Raw genomic sequence first — 15,650 nt, forward strand, 5'->3', positions numbered from 1 at the left:
ACTAAGCTCAATGTTGCCAGATATTACCTTAAAAGAATTTTTGCTGTGGCTACTTAGAAAACGGAGGCGGTTTCGGGTCAGGGGAAACTCGATGCTTCCTTTACTCAAACCCGAAGAAGAAGTTTTAATTAACCCAAAAATTAGTCAAACTCGACCGCTAGAAGTGGGGGATCTTGTTGTTGCTTATCATCCCACCGAAAAGAACTTACAATTAATCAAGCGTGTCACTTCCATTTCCGAAGAAGGAGATTATTTTTTAATGGGAGATAACCCGCAAGAAAGCACTGATAGCAGAAGTTTTGGCAGTGTAAAATTAGAACATATTATTGGGCGTGTGACTTGTCGCTTTGGTTAAATGCTGAGTTCCCCTTGTAAAAAGTCAATGAATTGCCTTGCGCTGCGCCCAGACCGCCCGTTATGGCGTTTTGCCCATTGTTTTGCTCTAAATTCTAAATCGTCTTGTGAGAGGGGAATTTGGGCGATTTTAGCCAAGTGATGGACAATTTCCAGATAGCGGTCTTGGTTGGGGGGTTCAAAAGTTAAGGTTAACCCAAACCGATCGCTGAACGATAATTTTTCCTGTACTGTATCCCAGGCATGGACTTCATCTTGATCGCTAGGACGCGGACGATCCTCGAAAAACTCTCGAATCAGGTGACGGCGGTTGGAAGTCGCATAAACTACAACGTTGCGCGATCGCGCGGTGATATTTCCTTCTAAAACCACTTTTAACGCCTTAAACGAGTCGTCATCTTCTTCAAACGACAAATCATCCACAAAGATAATAAACTTTTGAGGCAAATCCCGCACCTGTTCTAAAATCAAGGGTAAATTCTTTAATTCTGATTTGGGAACTTCTACCAAACGCAATCCATCTTCCGCATATTCATTTAATAACCCTTTTACCAGTGACGATTTTCCCGATCCGCGACTTCCGTAGAGGAGAACATTCAGTGCAGAGTAACCTTGTAAGAGGAATTGAGTATTTTGCAGCAGCTTTTCTTTTTGCCAATCATAACCGAAGATTTCTGTTGTTTTTATCGGATCAGGGTGAGAAATACCCATTAATTCTCCCTGTTGCCATGTAAACGCCCGATACTGGGCAAATTTTCCACAGCCATAGGTTTTATAGTGACTCGCCAGTTGCGGAAGCACAGATTGCCAATCGTCTTGGTGATGGAGAAAATGATCCGTTGCAATGGGTTTTTCCCAAGGAATAAGCGTATGATTGAGTTGACAACCGGATTGCACCCAACGACTCAGAGTGTCGCTTCCACAATGATACAGTTCTTGGAGGGATTTGAGATCCACTTGTGCAGCTTTGACTAATGCGGGTGGTAATTTTTCTAACGGGGTTGACTGGACTTGTTGCGAAAAGGGATTGTCATCGTAGAGAATGCGTTGTACTAGATAATCTTCCCAACTTTGCTGACTGGTTGCGAGGGCTTTAAACCAAGTCCCATAGGCTTGCAGACAAAGGGCGCGATCGCGCTGTTCTTTTAATCTCTGTAATAATTCAAGAAAGGCTTGTCCTACCTCATCGGCTAACACCGACTGATACAACAGTAAAGACGCAGCTTGTTGTAATAAAAAACTGGCAGAAGGACGAGACGGATAAACAGACATAAATTTTGTTATTGGGTATTAGTCATTAGTCATTGGTCATTAGTTATTTGAGTTATTTGGTCACTGGTCACTGGTCTTTGTTCATCCCCTATCTTTCCCCCTTTCCCCTTTCTTCAGCGTGTCGTACTATATCAATTTAATCCATTCTCAGCAACGACTAAGTTCTATCGTTTCTAATAAAGCTAACTGGATCAATCATAACGGAGAAAAGAACAATGGCAGTCGATTACGATATTGTTATTATTGGTGGGGGATCTGGGGGATTAGTCGTCGCCAGTGCTGCTGCCCAACTCAACGCCAAAGTTGCCCTTGTGGAGAAAGATCGCCTTGGTGGGGATTGTCTTTGGTTTGGTTGTGTTCCCAGTAAATCTCTCATTCATGCTTCGCGAGTCGCCCATACCGTCAAAACCAGTGACCGCTTTGGGGTTTACACAACACCTCCCGATATTCAATTCTCGGAAGCCATGGGTCATGTGCAAAAAGTGATTAGTACCATCCAACCCCATGATTCCCCAGAACGGTTTGAAAGTTTAGGCGTTGAAGTGATTTTCGGGGAAGGTCAATTTCAAGATCAAAAAACCTTTACCGTGAATGGACGAGAGTTAACCGCCCGTGCATTTGTTATTTCTACAGGATCTCGTCCCAAAGTTCCCCCAGTGGAAGGGATTGCAGAAGCGGGGTTTATCACCAATGAACAAGTTTTTTCTCTCAAAAACCGTCCTGAATCTCTAGCAGTGATTGGTGGTGGTCCTATTGGTTGTGAATTAGGTCAAGCCTTACATCGTTTAGGAACACAAGTGACAATCATTTCCAGCCGTGATCAGATTCTCCCGAAAGAAGATCCAGAAGCTACCTTAATTGTAGAAGAACAAATGAAAGCGGATGGTGTCACGATTCTGAATAATACAAGGGCGCAAAAAGTGGAAGTGATTGATGGGAAAAAACATCTTTCGGTAGGAGAGAAAGAAATTATTGTTGATGAAATCTTAGTGTCTGCGGGACGTATTCCTAATATTGATTCCCTTAATTTAGAAGCAGCAGGAGTTCAATATAACGAAAAAGGCGTGATTGTTAATCAAAAACTGCAAACGTCTAACAAGCGCATTTATGGCTGTGGTGATGTTATTGGCGGTTATCAATTTACGCACGTTGCAGGTTATGAAGCAGCAGTAATTATTCAAAATGCGCTCTTTTTCCCTTCCGCAAAAGCAGACTATCGGGTGATTCCGTGGGCAACCTTTACTGATCCTGAACTCGCCCATGTCGGGTTAACGGAAGGCCAAGCCAGACAACAATATGGCGACAAAATAGAAGTTTTAAAACAAGAATTTTCAGACGTTGATCGCGCACAAGCAGAAGGAACAACCGCAGGCTTTGCTAAGTTTATCACCACCCCAAAAGGACAAATTTTAGGGGCGCATATCGTCGGATCATCAGCAGGAGAATTGATCCATGAAGTTATTTTAGCGATGAAAAATAAGTTACCCATTTCTGCATTAACGGGAATGATTCATATTTATCCGACACTCTCAGAAGTTAACAGCAAAGCAGCGTTACAACTGAAGAAACGCAATTACGCCAAAAACAAGTTTTTACAAAATACCTTACGAAAATTATTCAGTTTTCTGCGTTCAATAGGTTAACTTGACTCACAGGGAATTTGCAACACCTTCAAGCCTAATTTCTTCAGGATTTTAGCCATCTTGCTGCTGTTTAGCGTAAGCATCGACAAGATTCCGAATCATCGCTTGATAGGAAGCATTATGACGTTCTGCTTCACGCTTAAAAAATTCAATACTTTCCCTTGTAAATTCCATTGTCACTCGTACTGTATTTTTCTTAGGAACTAACTCCTCTGGTGAGGGGAGAAAATCATTAACAATTGTGACTTCTCCCATCGGTTCGGCTGGATCAGGGGTGGTGTTTTTCATAAAATTTCCTCCATCTATAGCAGTTCTCATTCATTCGTAATACCATCTCTCAGATTGGAAGTAACAGTCCAAGTGCTTCCATTCTCTGTGTTCTCTGTGACTCTGTGGTTCATTTTGTAGTAATTCAACAAGCCCTAAGTAGGGTTGGCATTGCCCACCCTACGAGGTGTAACATCTTATGACTACCCATTTCAGACTCTAATGTCTAAGATCAGAAATTGTTGTCGCTAACAGTTTAATTTTACGATGTCTGTTCAACCCCAGTCTTTTTCCTCACTCGAACAAAACACTGAATCCGAAAATCACTCATCCTCTTCCCAGAGTTGGACAATTGAAGATAGTGAACAAACTTATCAGATTCAAGGCTGGGGCGATCCTTATTTTTCTATTAATCGCGCGGGACATATTACCGTTTCCCCACAGGGTGATCGCGGCACATCTTTAGATTTATATGAACTGGTAACCGCCCTTAGAAAACGCAATATTGGACTCCCGATTTTAATCCGCTTTCCTGAAATTTTAGCCGATCGCGTAGAGCGTCTTTATGCTTGTTTTGACCGCGCGATTTCTCGTTACAACTATCAAGGAAGTTATCGTGGTGTTTTTCCCATTAAATGTAATCAACATCGTCATTTAGTCGAGTCTTTAGTGAAATGCGGAACCCCTCATCAACTTGGTTTAGAAGTTGGATCAAAGCCTGAATTAATGATTGCCTTAGCGACTCTAAATCCCCTCCAAATCAGTGAGAAAGAAGCCCAATCTTCTCTTCTAATTTGTAATGGCTATAAAGATCGCGAATATATTGAAACTGCCTTACTGTCTCGGCGGTTAGGCTATGAAACAATTCTTGTTGTGGAACAGTTAGAAGAACTAGAATTAATTCAAGCAATTAGTGAAGAATTAGCGATTTATCCTGCTATTGGAATTCGGGCAAAATTAGGCACTCGCGGAACAGGAAGATGGGGCAGTTCTACTGGCGATCGCGCAAAGTTTGGTTTAACCATTTGGCAAATTCTACAAGCCGTTGAAACCCTAAAATCTTATAACAAATTAGACTGTTTGCAACTGCTTCATTTTCATATTGGCTCACAAGTTTCTTCCATTCGTGTGATTAAAGAAGCCATCCGCGAAGCAGCACAAATTTATGTTGAATTGACAAATTTAGGCGCAAACTTAAACTATCTGGATGTGGGTGGCGGTTTAGCCGTTGACTATGACGGGTCAAAAACGCAGAAAAATAATGCTTCCAAAAACTACAATATGCAGAATTATGCTAATGATATTGTTGCAGAAGTGAAAGAAGCCTGTGACCAAGCCGAGATTAAAGTTCCCACCCTGATTAGTGAAAGTGGTCGCGCGATCGCGTCTCATCAAGGGGTACTCATTTTTGATGTTTTAGGAAGTAATGAACCCCCAGTCACACCACCGCCAGTCATTGAAGAAGAAGAACATTTAATTATTCGTAATTTGTGGGAAACTTACGCCCTGATTAACGAAGAAAACTACCAAGAATATTATCACGATGCGATTCAATTTAAACAAGAAGCAATTAGCTTATTTAACTTTAGCTATCTTAGCTTAAAAGAAAGAGCGAGAGCCGAACAACTCTACTGGGCTTGTTGTGCAAAAGTTTTTGAAATTATTAAACATCAAGAAACGATCAATGAAGAATTACAGTCCATTGCTAATATTCTCACCTCAATCTATTATATTAATCTCTCGATTTTTCAATCAGCACCTGACCATTGGGCAATTGATCAACTCTTTCCTATTATGCCCATTCATCGCCTCAATGAACCCCCCAGTAAACGAGCCATTCTTGCTGATTTAACTTGTGATAGTGACGGCAAAATTAGCCAATTTATTAACCCGAAAGGGCAGAAGCCAAAAGACTTTTTAGAACTGCATCCCCTAGACAATAATCAACCCTATTATCTGGGAATGTTTTTAGTAGGCGCGTATCAAGAAATCATGGGCAATCTTCATAACTTATTTGGTGATACAAATGTGGTTCATATTCGCACCCATGGAAAAGGCTATAAAATTGAACAATTGGTTCGCGGTGATACCATTACAGAAGTGCTTGCCCAAACCCAATACTCTAGTGAGGAATTACTCGAAAACCTCCGCCGTCATACCGAACAGGCTCTAGAGAAAAACTTAATTTCCTTAGCTGAGTCACGTCGTTTGTTAAATAATTATCAACAAGGGTTAGCTAATTATACTTATCTCAAAGCCAATGATCAGGAATCGTGCATTCCTTAGTTGTCAATCTGAATCTGACGACCGACTGTTAAAGTGCTCACAAGAGACTTCTCTCGGATGACAGAGGAAACGTGACAGCAAAACTGCTTAAAATCATACTGTTGGAAGTAAGTAAACACCCCCAGTAAACCTTGAGTAAGCCAGCCACACAGCAACAAACTCTCCGTGTCCTTGTCGCCGATGATCATGAACTAACTCGCTATACCTTGCAACTGGTTCTCTCGGCGCGAGAAGCCATTACTCTTGTCGGAACCGCCTCTAACGGACAAGAAGCCCTAGAAATGGCAAAACAACATTGTCCTGATGTGTTGGTCATGGATTTACAAATGCCGATTCTGGATGGGTTAGGGGCTTCTAAAGCCATTAAAAAAGATCATCCCCAAGCCCAGATCATTGCTTACTCTTCTTTAGAAAACGCAAAAACGGAGGCGATCGCGCAATCAGCCCCCATTGATGCCTTTTGCAGTAAAGAAACGCCAACCGAAGAACTAGTCAGTCTCATCAAACAACTAGGAAACCAGCATTAGTTTTCTTGTGCCTCGGGAAACGTTTCCTTAAACTCTTCCAGTAAATCATCCAATTCTTCTAAAGCCTGATTGACATCTAGGCGCAAACTCCCAATGTTGGGTTGTTCCATGAGGTCAACCAAAACCTCGCGCTTGCTTTCAATGTTACGAATTCGTTCAATGAGCGTTTGTTTATCCATAACCCAACTATCTTCCTGACACACCTCTAAGATAGACTATAAATGCTCAATACACCATGATGTCAAGATGCTCGGTCAAATCTCTTTAGGAAAATGGGGCATGATTATTGGGGGCGCACTCGCCATTGTTGGCTTTGTTGCCTATGGCGCTGGAAATGCCACCCTGAATTTAGCAGGTTTTTTTTACGGAATTCCTGTTTTTTTAGGCGGATTAGCCCTGAAAGCTGCGGAACTCAAACCGACCCCTTACACAAAAGAAACCCCGCCAGAAGTGGTTAAACTGCGGGAAGAACAAGCTACCCCCACCCAAGACCAGATCCGAAAGGACGTGACTCGTTATCGGTACGGACAACAAGTACACTTGGAAGAATCGTTAGAACGCCTCGGACTCAGCCCCACCGATGAAGAACGACCCATTTTAAGCGGGCTGCGAGAAGAAGCGATTGATGGGGCGTATGCCCTAATTTTAGAGTTTGAATCCTCCTTGGTGGCTTGGGAGACTTGGCAAGACAAACACGACAAAATTGAACGGTTTTTTGGGCCCAATATTCGGGCAAAACTGAGTCAGCCTGAAACCGATTGGGTAGAGTTAGCCCTGATTGCTGATCCTCAAGTTTCCCATGAAGAAGCATAAACATTACCGCAACTCATCAAGAAATGTGAAGATTTGTTTGAACAGTGTTAAAGAGTGTTTCAAAATGTTCCTCAATCACAGGGTTGAGGGGGAAATCCTGAAAAAACCCGTGGTAGGATGCCAAAAGTGAGTAATAAATAGTCAAGTAGAGGAGATAAACCTTGGTGTTAAGGGTTGCTGTTGTCGGATCAGGACCGGCGGGATCGTCTGCGGCAGAAGTATTAGCCAAAGCAGGAATCGAAACGTATCTATTTGAACGGAAACTGGACAATGCGAAGCCTTGCGGTGGGGCAATTCCCCTCTGCATGGTGAGTGAGTTTGATCTTCCGCCCGAAATTATTGATCGTCGGGTGAGAAAAATGAAAATGATCTCGCCCTCTAATGTCACGGTTGATATTAATTTAGAAAACAAAGACGAATATATTGGAATGTGCCGTCGAGAAGTCCTTGACGGTTTTTTAAGAAATCGTGCTGCGAAACTCGGGGCAAATTTAATTAATGGAACCGTCCATCGCTTAGAGTTACCGCAAAGCGAGAATGAACCTTATACCCTGCACTATGCAGATCACTCGGATGGCAGTTCAGTGGGAACTGCAAAAACCCTGCAAGTGGATTTAGTCGTTGGTGCAGATGGCGCAAACTCACGGGTAGCCAAAGCCATTGATGCAGGAGATTATAACTACGCGATCGCGTTCCAAGAACGGATTCGCATTCCTGAAGAAAAAATGGGCTACTATGAAGAACTCGCAGAGATGTATGTTGGGGATGATGTGTCTCCCGACTTCTATGCGTGGGTCTTCCCCAAATTTGACCACGTTGCCGTGGGAACTGGCACCATGAAGGTCAATAAGGCAAAAATTAAAGACCTCCAAGCTGGCATTCGCGCTCGTGCAGCAGAACGTATCACAGGTGGCGAAATCATTAAGGTAGAAGCCCATCCCATCCCCGAACATCCTCGTCCCCATCGGGTGCGCGGTCGTGTTGCATTAGTGGGAGATGCTGCTGGAACCGTTACTAAATCTTCTGGAGAAGGAATCTATTTTGCAGCGAAATCCGCTCGGATGTGCGCCGAAACCATTGTTGAAACCTCCAAAAATGGACAGCGCGTTCCCACCGAAAAAGACTTAAAACTCTATCTCAAACGCTGGGATAAACAGTATGGCATGACCTATCTGGTATTAGACTTATTACAACGAGTCTTCTATCGGTCTGATGCCAGTCGGGAAGCCTTTGTCGAAATGTGTTCCGATAAAGATGTGCAAAAGATGACTTTTGATAGCTATCTTTATAAAACCGTTACCCCTGGCAATCCCCTTGTGCAAATGAAAATTACCGCAAAAACCGTCGGTAGCTTACTGCGAGGACACGCTCTCGCCCCTTAACTGAAATTGTTCAAATCTTAATCCTGACCAGCATCCAATGTTACTGAGATGCTGGTTTTTTGTTGTTAAAACCGAACCTGTTGCATGAAGAGAGAAAAGAATGAAACCTGTTAATCTAGAATGCGATAGAGTGTGAAAAAAAATCGACTATGATTGACGAGCAACAAGATCCAATGACAAATCATGAAACTCCCCAAGCAACCCCAAATGTCAATGGGGAAACAGATGACCAGCAACCTGTCACGGCGGAAGTCGCCGATGCTCAACCAGTAGAAGGGGAGACAGAACAAGAAGCCCCACCAAGGGAAGAATCAGCCAATACAGAGCAATTACAAGGGGAAATTCAAGCCCTACAACAAAAATTAGAACAAGAAACGCAACAACGGGAAGCCGTAACTGCCCAGGCGAAACGGTTGGCTGCAGACTTTGAAAACTTCCGCCGTCGTAGCGAAACCCAAAAAGAAGAGATTAAACAAAACGAGAAGCGGGAAACCTTATCGAAAATTCTAGAGATTGTTGATAATTTTGAACGAGCGCGATCGCAAATTAAACCCACCACCGAAGGGGAAAAAAATATTCATAAAAGTTATCAAGGGGTCTATAAACAACTGGTAGAAGCGCTCAAAAGTCTTGGTGTGTCTAAAATGCGCCCCGAAGGAGAACCCTTTGATCCCTACTACCACGAAGCCATGCTACGAGAGCCGAGTAGTGAATATGCAGAAGGAACAGTAATTGAACAATTAAGATCAGGATATATGCTGGGAGATGGAGTGTTGCGTCATGCGATGGTCAAAGTGGCAGCAGCACCTGAGCCAAGTAATGAGGCTGAGGAAAACTCCCAAAATGATAATGAAGAGCAACCCGCTTAATTCCAGAGCAGATGATCCTAAGTCTTGGCTGGTTTCCCTCGTTGCAGGGGGAACATCTTCCGAGCAACCTCTCAATCATCACTTACGTTTGAAAACCCTCATCCATCTCCAAGACTCATGGGAAAAGTTATTGGTATAGATCTCGGCACCACCAACAGTTGCTTTGCTGTTTTAGAAGGCGGTAAACCCCTTGTTATTGAGAATGTAGAAGGAGGACGCACAACCCCTAGCATTGTTGCTTTTACCAAAGAAAAGGAGCGGTTAGTGGGTCAACTGGCGAAACGACAAGCCGTAACCAATGCAGAAAATACGATTTATAGCATCAAGCGGTTTATTGGACGACGCTGGGAAGATACCGAGCAAGAGCGCAACCGAGTTTCTTACCACTGTGTTCCTGGACGAGATAAAACGGTGGATGTGAAATGTTGGGGCAAACAATACACGCCCCAAGAACTCTCCGCTATGATCTTACAAACCCTGAAAGCGGGAGCCGAAGCCTATCTCAACGAGACGGTAACCGAAGCAGTGATTACAGTTCCCGCCTATTTCACCGATGCCCAACGTCAGGCAACTAAAGACGCAGGGACGATCGCGGGTTTGAATGTGATGAGAATTATCAATGAGCCCACAGCAGCAGCCCTTGCCTTTGGTCTCGATAAGCAAGAACAAAGAGAGCAGGTTCTGGTCTATGACTTAGGCGGTGGTACGCTTGATGTTTCCATCCTGCAACTGGGAGATGGGGTGTTTGAAGTGAAAGCAACGGCGGGGAACAACCATCTCGGAGGAGATGATTTTGATAATGTCATTGTCGAGTGGATGCTCTCAGAATTTCAAGCGCAAGAAGGCATCAATCTTAATGAAGATAAAATGGCAATGCAACGTTTGCGGGAAGCAGCAGAACGGGCCAAAATCGAACTTTCGACGCGCCCAACTACCTCCATTAATTTACCCTTTATTACTGCTTTTAGTAAAGGAGGAGGGGAGGTTGGTCCGAAACATTTAAAGTTAAACTTAAGCCGAGCCAAGTTCAATGAACTCTCTCGTCCCTTGGTGGAAAAAACAATTGATCCCCTCAAGCAAGCCATTGAAGATTCTGGACTTAGTGTTGACCAAATTGATCGTATCTTACTGGTGGGCGGGTCAACTCGCATTCCTGAGGTTCAGGAAGCCTTGAAAAAGTTTTTTAATGGCAAAGAACCAGATCGCTCGATTAACCCCGATGAAGCTGTTGCTTTGGGTGCTGCGATTCAAGGTGGGGTGTTGGGGCAAGAGCAAGAAGTAGAAGATTTATTACTTTTAGATGTCATTCCCCTTTCTTTAGGCATTGAAACCCTTGGAGAAGTATTTACAAAAGTAATCGAGCGTAATACGACCATTCCCACCAGTAAGTCACAAGTGTTTTCTACTGCCAGTGATGGACAAACCTCTGTAGAAATTCATGTTTTACAAGGGGAACGGGCGATGGCAAATGATAATAAAACCCTTGGTAAGTTCCTGCTGACAGGGATTCCTGCTGCTCCCCGAGGCGTACCCCAAATTGAAGTGAGCTTTGATATTGATGTCAATGGCATCTTGAAAGTATCCGCAGAAGATAAAGGCACTGGGCGTGAACAAGGCATTGTTATTAAAGAAACAGGGGGGCTGTCTCAACAAGAAATCGAGCGTATGCAGCAAGAAGCCGAACAATATGCGGACGAAGACCGCAAACGGATGCAACGGATCGAACTTAGTAACCAAGCCGATAGCCTATTCTATAGCCATGAAGCCACTCTCAAAGATAATCAAGGCTTAATTCCACAAAAAGTAAAAGCCACTGCGAATAAGAAGAAAGAAGAACTGATGGCGATACTTGAAGATCCCAATGTTGAATTGGGAGTCATTCAAACTCGCCTTGAAGACTATCGACAAGCTGTATTAAGCATGGGATCAGAAGTTTATAGTCAAGGCAGTAGCAAATCTTCCGCAAGGGATTATGAGACAGTGGGAGAAGAAGAGATGACTAGGGAAACTGGAAATTCTCAAGAGTCCAATGCTGCCTTCTCCACCCAACCAGAGGGAACAGTCAATAATGATAACCTCGAACTGGAAGCTGTGTTTAGCACGTATAATGATCACACACAAGGTTCAGATGTTGCTACCTCCTCCCATGATGAGATAGATTTAGGAGATGCAAGTGACAATTCCCAGACGAACTTCGATCTCGACGATGAAGACTTTAACCCCTTTGAAGACTTTGATGAAGAAGAGGAAGCCTCAACTGATGATTATGAGGCGGTGGAATAACAAGGGTTAAAATGATCATCATTATTGAAGCCTTTTGGCAACACTTGCTACTCTCGAAAAAAGACATAATTATTAAGATCAACTCTATATATTCAACGACTGCTCTATGGCTGCCGATTATTACGAACTCTTAGGAGTCTCCCGCGATGCAAGTAAAGAAGATATTAAGCGTGCTTACCGTCGTCTAGCACGACAATATCATCCAGATGTGAATAAAGAAGAGGGAGCAGAAGAACGATTTAAGGAAATTAATCGCGCTTACGAAGTTCTATCTGAACCAGAAATGAGGGCGCGTTATGACCGCTTTGGTGAAGCAGGCGTTGGCGCAGGGGCCGGTGCTGGCGGTGCGAGTTACCAAGACTTTGCTACCGATATGGGTGGCTTTGCCGATATCTTTGAAACGATCTTTAGCGGGTTTGGCGGTGCTGCTGCTGGAGGCTCAACACGCCGTCGCACTGGACCCACTCGCGGTGATGATTTACGGCTGGACTTGAAAATTAAGTTCCGAGAAGCCGTATTTGGGGGTGAGAAAGAAATTCGCATTCCTCACCTTGAAACCTGTGAAACCTGTGAAGGCAGTGGCGCGAAACCAGGGAGCAGTGCTAGCACTTGTTCAACTTGCTCCGGCAGCGGACAAGTGAGACGGGCAACTCGCACCCCATTTGGCAGTTTTGCTCAAGTCTCGGTTTGCCCCACTTGTAATGGCGAAGGGCGCGTGATTGAAGAGAAGTGCGAAAGCTGTGGCGGTGCTGGTCGCAAACGAGAAACGAAAAAACTAAAAATTTCGATTCCAGCAGGCGTTGATAATGGGACACGGTTGCGGGTTTCTGGAGAAGGAGATGCGGGGTTACGCAATGGATCTCCAGGTGATTTATATGTTTATTTGAATGTCGAACCTGATCCCGAGTTTAAGCGGGATGGGCTCAATATTCATTCTGAAATTACCGTCAGCTATTTACAAGCGATTTTAGGCTGTCGCTTACAGGTGAATACAGTCGATGGTGAAGAAGATTTACATATCCCAGCAGGAACACAACCAGATACGGTTTTGACTTTGGAAGGAAAAGGCGTACCGAAACTGGGAAACCCTGTTAGTCGAGGGGATCAATTAATTACCATTCATGTGGAAATTCCCACCCGCTTGAATGCAGAAGAACGAGAATTGCTGGAAAAATTAGCAAAAATTAAGGGGGAAAGCACTGGGAAAGGTGGCTTGGAAGGATTTTTAGGACGGGTGTTTGGCGGATGAGTCAGTCAATTTCTTCTACCAATTCACAATCGGTTCCTGATGCTGAACTAGATTTGCGCGGGACCCCTTGTCCCATTAATTTTGTGCGGACGAAACTCCGATTAGAGCAAATGGAGGCTGGAGCTTTGCTAGAAGTTTGGTTAGACCCAGGAGAGCCGATCGAGCAAGTTCCTGATAGTCTCAAGATGGAAGGCTATCCTATCGAAAGTCTCGACGATCGCGGTGAGTTTTTTGCTCTTCGGGTACGACGTTAAAAAGCAGGTGAGCGGGTAAGCTATATCAGGCTTAAGTCCCTCTCTCGGTAGATTCTTGGGCAATTGGTCGCTCAATTCCGATCCCAGTGCTATAATTCCTAACAGCAATAACGAAAACTTAGCATCATCATCAACATTATTGATGCTATTGCGCTAAAATTATTGTCCCTTGAATTAAGAACAACCGAGCGTAAGATAGAAGATGATACCTCTGATACTGGCTCTAATTGCTGGAGTTGCTGCTGTTTATTGTTACTTCAACACGAAAGAAGAAATGTTGAAAATTGCAGCAGGCTTCGTTGCTATTGTTTGTGTGCTATCAGGCTTATGGTTTGCTCCCTTGCTAGTGAAGGTGTTGGTCATTGCGACCCCTTTTTTGGGAGACAAACTGCAATAATGAAGCCTCATGTTTCCTTGTTGAGTTGGACTTGCAACCAGTCCATCTCATCTTGGATGACCTGAAGATAACGATTACAGGCGTTAGCAATGTAATGGTCATCTGGTATAGATTGGCACTGTTGCTCCTCTAAACGAGTCCGACAAACCGTGAGACGCTGTTCGATCAGTTCGATTCTCTGTTGTCGGTGCAGATGACTGAAAAAGACAAATTTGACCATAAAGCGCGATCGCGCATTCACCCAACTTTCTTTGGGGTGTTCTAGCATTTTTTCTTGAAACCGCGCCTTTCCCTTTTCCGTAATGGCGTAAATTTTTCGTTTCCCTCCTGCTTCCCCTTCACTCATCGAGAGGGTGAGCAAGTTTTGTTTTTCTAAACGCTTCAGCAAAGGATAGATCGCGCCATAATTGACACTAATACAGCCACTAATAAACTGTTCTAATTGCTGCTTCAGTTTATAGCCGTGTAACGGTTCTTTTTGGAGCAATCCGAGGGTCGCTAATTCCAACATTAATATATCAGTCTGTTATACTAACAAACAAAAGGGATAATTTTATTTTTATTTAAGAATCGGGAAAACAACAGTGATTTTCCTCTCTCCTGGGAAAGAAGCTAGGGGTTGGCTTTACCCTTTACATTTAAAAACTAAAAAGGCTTTCATTAATAAGTAAAAGTTATGTCACAATCGAATGATTCAACCCTCGAAACCGATCCCGCGCCATCGGAACAATCGTCGCTGTCTGCTGAATCAAAGAAACCTTGGCAAAAAGGCGCGATGTCTGCGACACGAGCTTCGCTCTACGCGCTTGGTGTTATAGCGATTTTAGGGGGTGCGGTGTGGGGTGGACGACAATTATTGACCCCCTCTTCTCCTCCTGCTGTGGCGCAATCAAGAGGTTCTCAACCGACACCTGTCAAATTAGAAAAATTACAAGCCAGTCCCTTAATTCAAAGTTCTCAATTTGTGGGCGCGTTAGAAGCAAAAGAGCGAGTTGCTTTACAAGCCGAGACCGATGGGCGAGTCACAGAAATTTTTGTGGAATCGGGTGAAGAAGTGCAAAAAGGGACTCCCATTCTCCAGTTAAGTGCTGAGCGTAGTCAAGCGGAAGTAAATCGGGCGCAAGCCGATGTGGATGCAGCGCGATCGGCTGTCCGTACCGCAGAAGCCGAACTCGCAGCAGCCGAAGCGGATGTGAGAAGTGCGCGATCAGAAGTGAACTTGCAAAATGAAGAATATCAGCGAACGCAATTTTTAGTGGAAGAGGGGGCGCAGGCGCAACAACAATTGGATCGGGTGCAGCGCGATCGCGAATCTGCTTTGTCTCGATTAGAAGCAGCGCAAAAACAAGTCGATGCAGCGCGATCGCGCCTAGACCAAGAACGATCCGCATTAAATCGGGCGCAAGCAGAATTAGAAGCGGTGCAAGAAGATCTCAAAGACACGCTGGTTGTTTCTCCTATTAACGGAACCATTGGTGATATCAACGCTGAAATTGGCGAGTATTTACAAGCTCGCAATCAAGATGATTTGACGGTGATCAGTCAGAATAATGTTTTAGAACTCAATTTACGCATTCCCATCGAACAAGCGGATCAACTACAAAAAGGACTCACCGTTGAACTTGTCACTGCGAATCGTGAGCAACCCTTAAAGACAGGAAGAATTAACTTTATTTCTCCGCAAGTAGATATGCAAGCACAAGCAGTTTTAGCCAAAGCGGTGTTCAAAAACCCTGATGGCAAGCTAAAAGATGATCAATTTGTGCAAGCTAGAGTGATTTGGGAAGAAAAAACAGGGGTCTTAATGCCAACTACTGCTGTATCTCGCTTAGGAGGGCAAACCTTTGCCTTTGTCGCCCAACCATCAGAAGCAGAAGACCAACTGATTGCCAAGCAAAAACCCGTGCAACTGGGAGCAATTCAAGGGAACAACTATCAAGTCATTTCTGGTTTACAACCTGGCGATACCCTCATCACCTCTGGAATTCTTAATTTGTCCGACGGTGCGCCCATTATGCCACAAGAAGACAGTGACCAGTGAATTTTTGTCCTTT

The 15,650-nt window shown here is 44.0% G+C and carries 17 protein-coding genes; 13 read left to right on the top strand and 4 right to left on the bottom strand.

From position 1 onward, the window contains the following. Positions 1-10: 10 nt before the first annotated feature. The gene (sodX, locus tag PCC7418_RS15220; protein ID WP_015227080.1) at positions 11-355 is read left to right on the top strand and encodes a nickel-type superoxide dismutase maturation protease; all 345 of its coding nucleotides are present in this window, start codon (positions 11-13) and stop codon (positions 353-355) included. Here the strand turns inward: sodX and PCC7418_RS15225 are convergent. Beyond that, a complete protein-coding gene (locus tag PCC7418_RS15225) occupies positions 352-1,626 on the bottom strand; it encodes an ATP-binding protein (RefSeq protein WP_015227081.1) in 1,275 nt (424 codons plus the stop codon). The genes sodX and PCC7418_RS15225 overlap by 4 nt on opposite strands. A gap of 215 nt (positions 1,627-1,841) precedes the next feature. Between PCC7418_RS15225 and PCC7418_RS15230 the strand changes: the two genes are divergently transcribed. Further along, positions 1,842-3,269, top strand: coding sequence for an NAD(P)/FAD-dependent oxidoreductase (locus tag PCC7418_RS15230; RefSeq protein ID WP_015227082.1), 1,428 nt, complete (start codon positions 1,842-1,844; stop codon positions 3,267-3,269). A 51-nt stretch (positions 3,270-3,320) separates the two neighbouring features. On the opposite strand, the gene PCC7418_RS15235 is transcribed toward PCC7418_RS15230, so the two are convergent. After that, positions 3,321-3,557: a hypothetical protein gene (locus tag PCC7418_RS15235; RefSeq protein ID WP_015227083.1), complete on the bottom strand. Its 237-nt coding sequence runs from the start codon at positions 3,555-3,557 to the stop codon at positions 3,321-3,323. A gap of 246 nt (positions 3,558-3,803) precedes the next feature. Between PCC7418_RS15235 and speA the strand changes: the two genes are divergently transcribed. Next, a complete protein-coding gene (gene speA, locus PCC7418_RS15240; RefSeq protein ID WP_015227084.1) occupies positions 3,804-5,822 on the top strand; it encodes a biosynthetic arginine decarboxylase in 2,019 nt (672 codons plus the stop codon). 131 nt (positions 5,823-5,953) lie between these two features. Continuing rightward, positions 5,954-6,349, top strand: a complete 396-nt coding sequence (locus tag PCC7418_RS15245; protein WP_015227085.1) for a response regulator transcription factor — start codon at positions 5,954-5,956, stop codon at positions 6,347-6,349. Here the strand turns inward: PCC7418_RS15245 and PCC7418_RS15250 are convergent. Further along, positions 6,346-6,528, bottom strand: coding sequence for a hypothetical protein (locus PCC7418_RS15250; protein ID WP_015227086.1), 183 nt, complete (start codon positions 6,526-6,528; stop codon positions 6,346-6,348). The genes PCC7418_RS15245 and PCC7418_RS15250 overlap by 4 nt on opposite strands. Before the next feature lie 67 nt (positions 6,529-6,595). Here PCC7418_RS15250 and PCC7418_RS15255 point away from each other — a divergent pair, with 67 nt between their 5' ends. From PCC7418_RS15255 to PCC7418_RS15285, 8 genes are all read left to right on the top strand, one after another. Then, positions 6,596-7,162 (top strand): DUF2854 domain-containing protein, encoded by a 567-nt coding sequence (locus PCC7418_RS15255; protein ID WP_015227087.1) that lies wholly within the window; start codon positions 6,596-6,598, stop codon positions 7,160-7,162. A gap of 161 nt (positions 7,163-7,323) precedes the next feature. After that, a complete protein-coding gene (chlP, locus tag PCC7418_RS15260) occupies positions 7,324-8,544 on the top strand; it encodes a geranylgeranyl reductase (protein WP_041596286.1) in 1,221 nt (406 codons plus the stop codon). 173 nt (positions 8,545-8,717) lie between these two features. After that, positions 8,718-9,413 (top strand): nucleotide exchange factor GrpE, encoded by a 696-nt coding sequence (gene grpE / locus PCC7418_RS15265; RefSeq protein WP_235620707.1) that lies wholly within the window; start codon positions 8,718-8,720, stop codon positions 9,411-9,413. Further along, on the top strand, positions 9,394-9,552 hold the full coding sequence (locus PCC7418_RS20660) for a hypothetical protein (protein WP_171814921.1): 159 nt from the start codon (positions 9,394-9,396) through the stop codon (positions 9,550-9,552). The genes grpE and PCC7418_RS20660 overlap by 20 nt, the downstream gene beginning before the upstream one ends. Beyond that, the gene (gene dnaK / locus PCC7418_RS15270; RefSeq protein WP_015227090.1) at positions 9,531-11,696 is read left to right on the top strand and encodes a molecular chaperone DnaK; all 2,166 of its coding nucleotides are present in this window, start codon (positions 9,531-9,533) and stop codon (positions 11,694-11,696) included. Before PCC7418_RS20660 ends, dnaK begins: the two co-directional genes overlap by 22 nt. 106 nt (positions 11,697-11,802) lie before the next feature. Next, positions 11,803-12,945 carry a molecular chaperone DnaJ gene (dnaJ, locus tag PCC7418_RS15275; protein WP_015227091.1) on the top strand — a complete coding sequence of 381 codons (1,143 nt, stop codon included), beginning with the start codon at positions 11,803-11,805 and terminating at the stop codon, positions 12,943-12,945. Further along, positions 12,942-13,199 carry a sulfurtransferase TusA family protein gene (locus PCC7418_RS15280; RefSeq protein WP_015227092.1) on the top strand — a complete coding sequence of 86 codons (258 nt, stop codon included), beginning with the start codon at positions 12,942-12,944 and terminating at the stop codon, positions 13,197-13,199. Before dnaJ ends, PCC7418_RS15280 begins: the two co-directional genes overlap by 4 nt. A 202-nt stretch (positions 13,200-13,401) precedes the next feature. After that, positions 13,402-13,596 (top strand): hypothetical protein, encoded by a 195-nt coding sequence (locus PCC7418_RS15285; RefSeq protein WP_015227093.1) that lies wholly within the window; start codon positions 13,402-13,404, stop codon positions 13,594-13,596. A gap of 7 nt (positions 13,597-13,603) precedes the next feature. On the opposite strand, the gene PCC7418_RS15290 is transcribed toward PCC7418_RS15285, so the two are convergent. After that, on the bottom strand, positions 13,604-14,107 hold the full coding sequence (locus tag PCC7418_RS15290; protein ID WP_015227094.1) for a PadR family transcriptional regulator: 504 nt from the start codon (positions 14,105-14,107) through the stop codon (positions 13,604-13,606). A 165-nt stretch (positions 14,108-14,272) separates the two neighbouring features. On the opposite strand from PCC7418_RS15290, the gene PCC7418_RS15295 reads away from it, so the two are divergent. Continuing rightward, the gene (locus PCC7418_RS15295) at positions 14,273-15,637 is read left to right on the top strand and encodes an efflux RND transporter periplasmic adaptor subunit (RefSeq protein ID WP_015227095.1); all 1,365 of its coding nucleotides are present in this window, start codon (positions 14,273-14,275) and stop codon (positions 15,635-15,637) included. The last annotated feature ends 13 nt before the right edge of the window (positions 15,638-15,650 follow it).

This window comes from Halothece sp. PCC 7418 (genome assembly GCF_000317635.1).
Lineage (GTDB): Bacteria > Cyanobacteriota > Cyanobacteriia > Cyanobacteriales > Rubidibacteraceae > Halothece.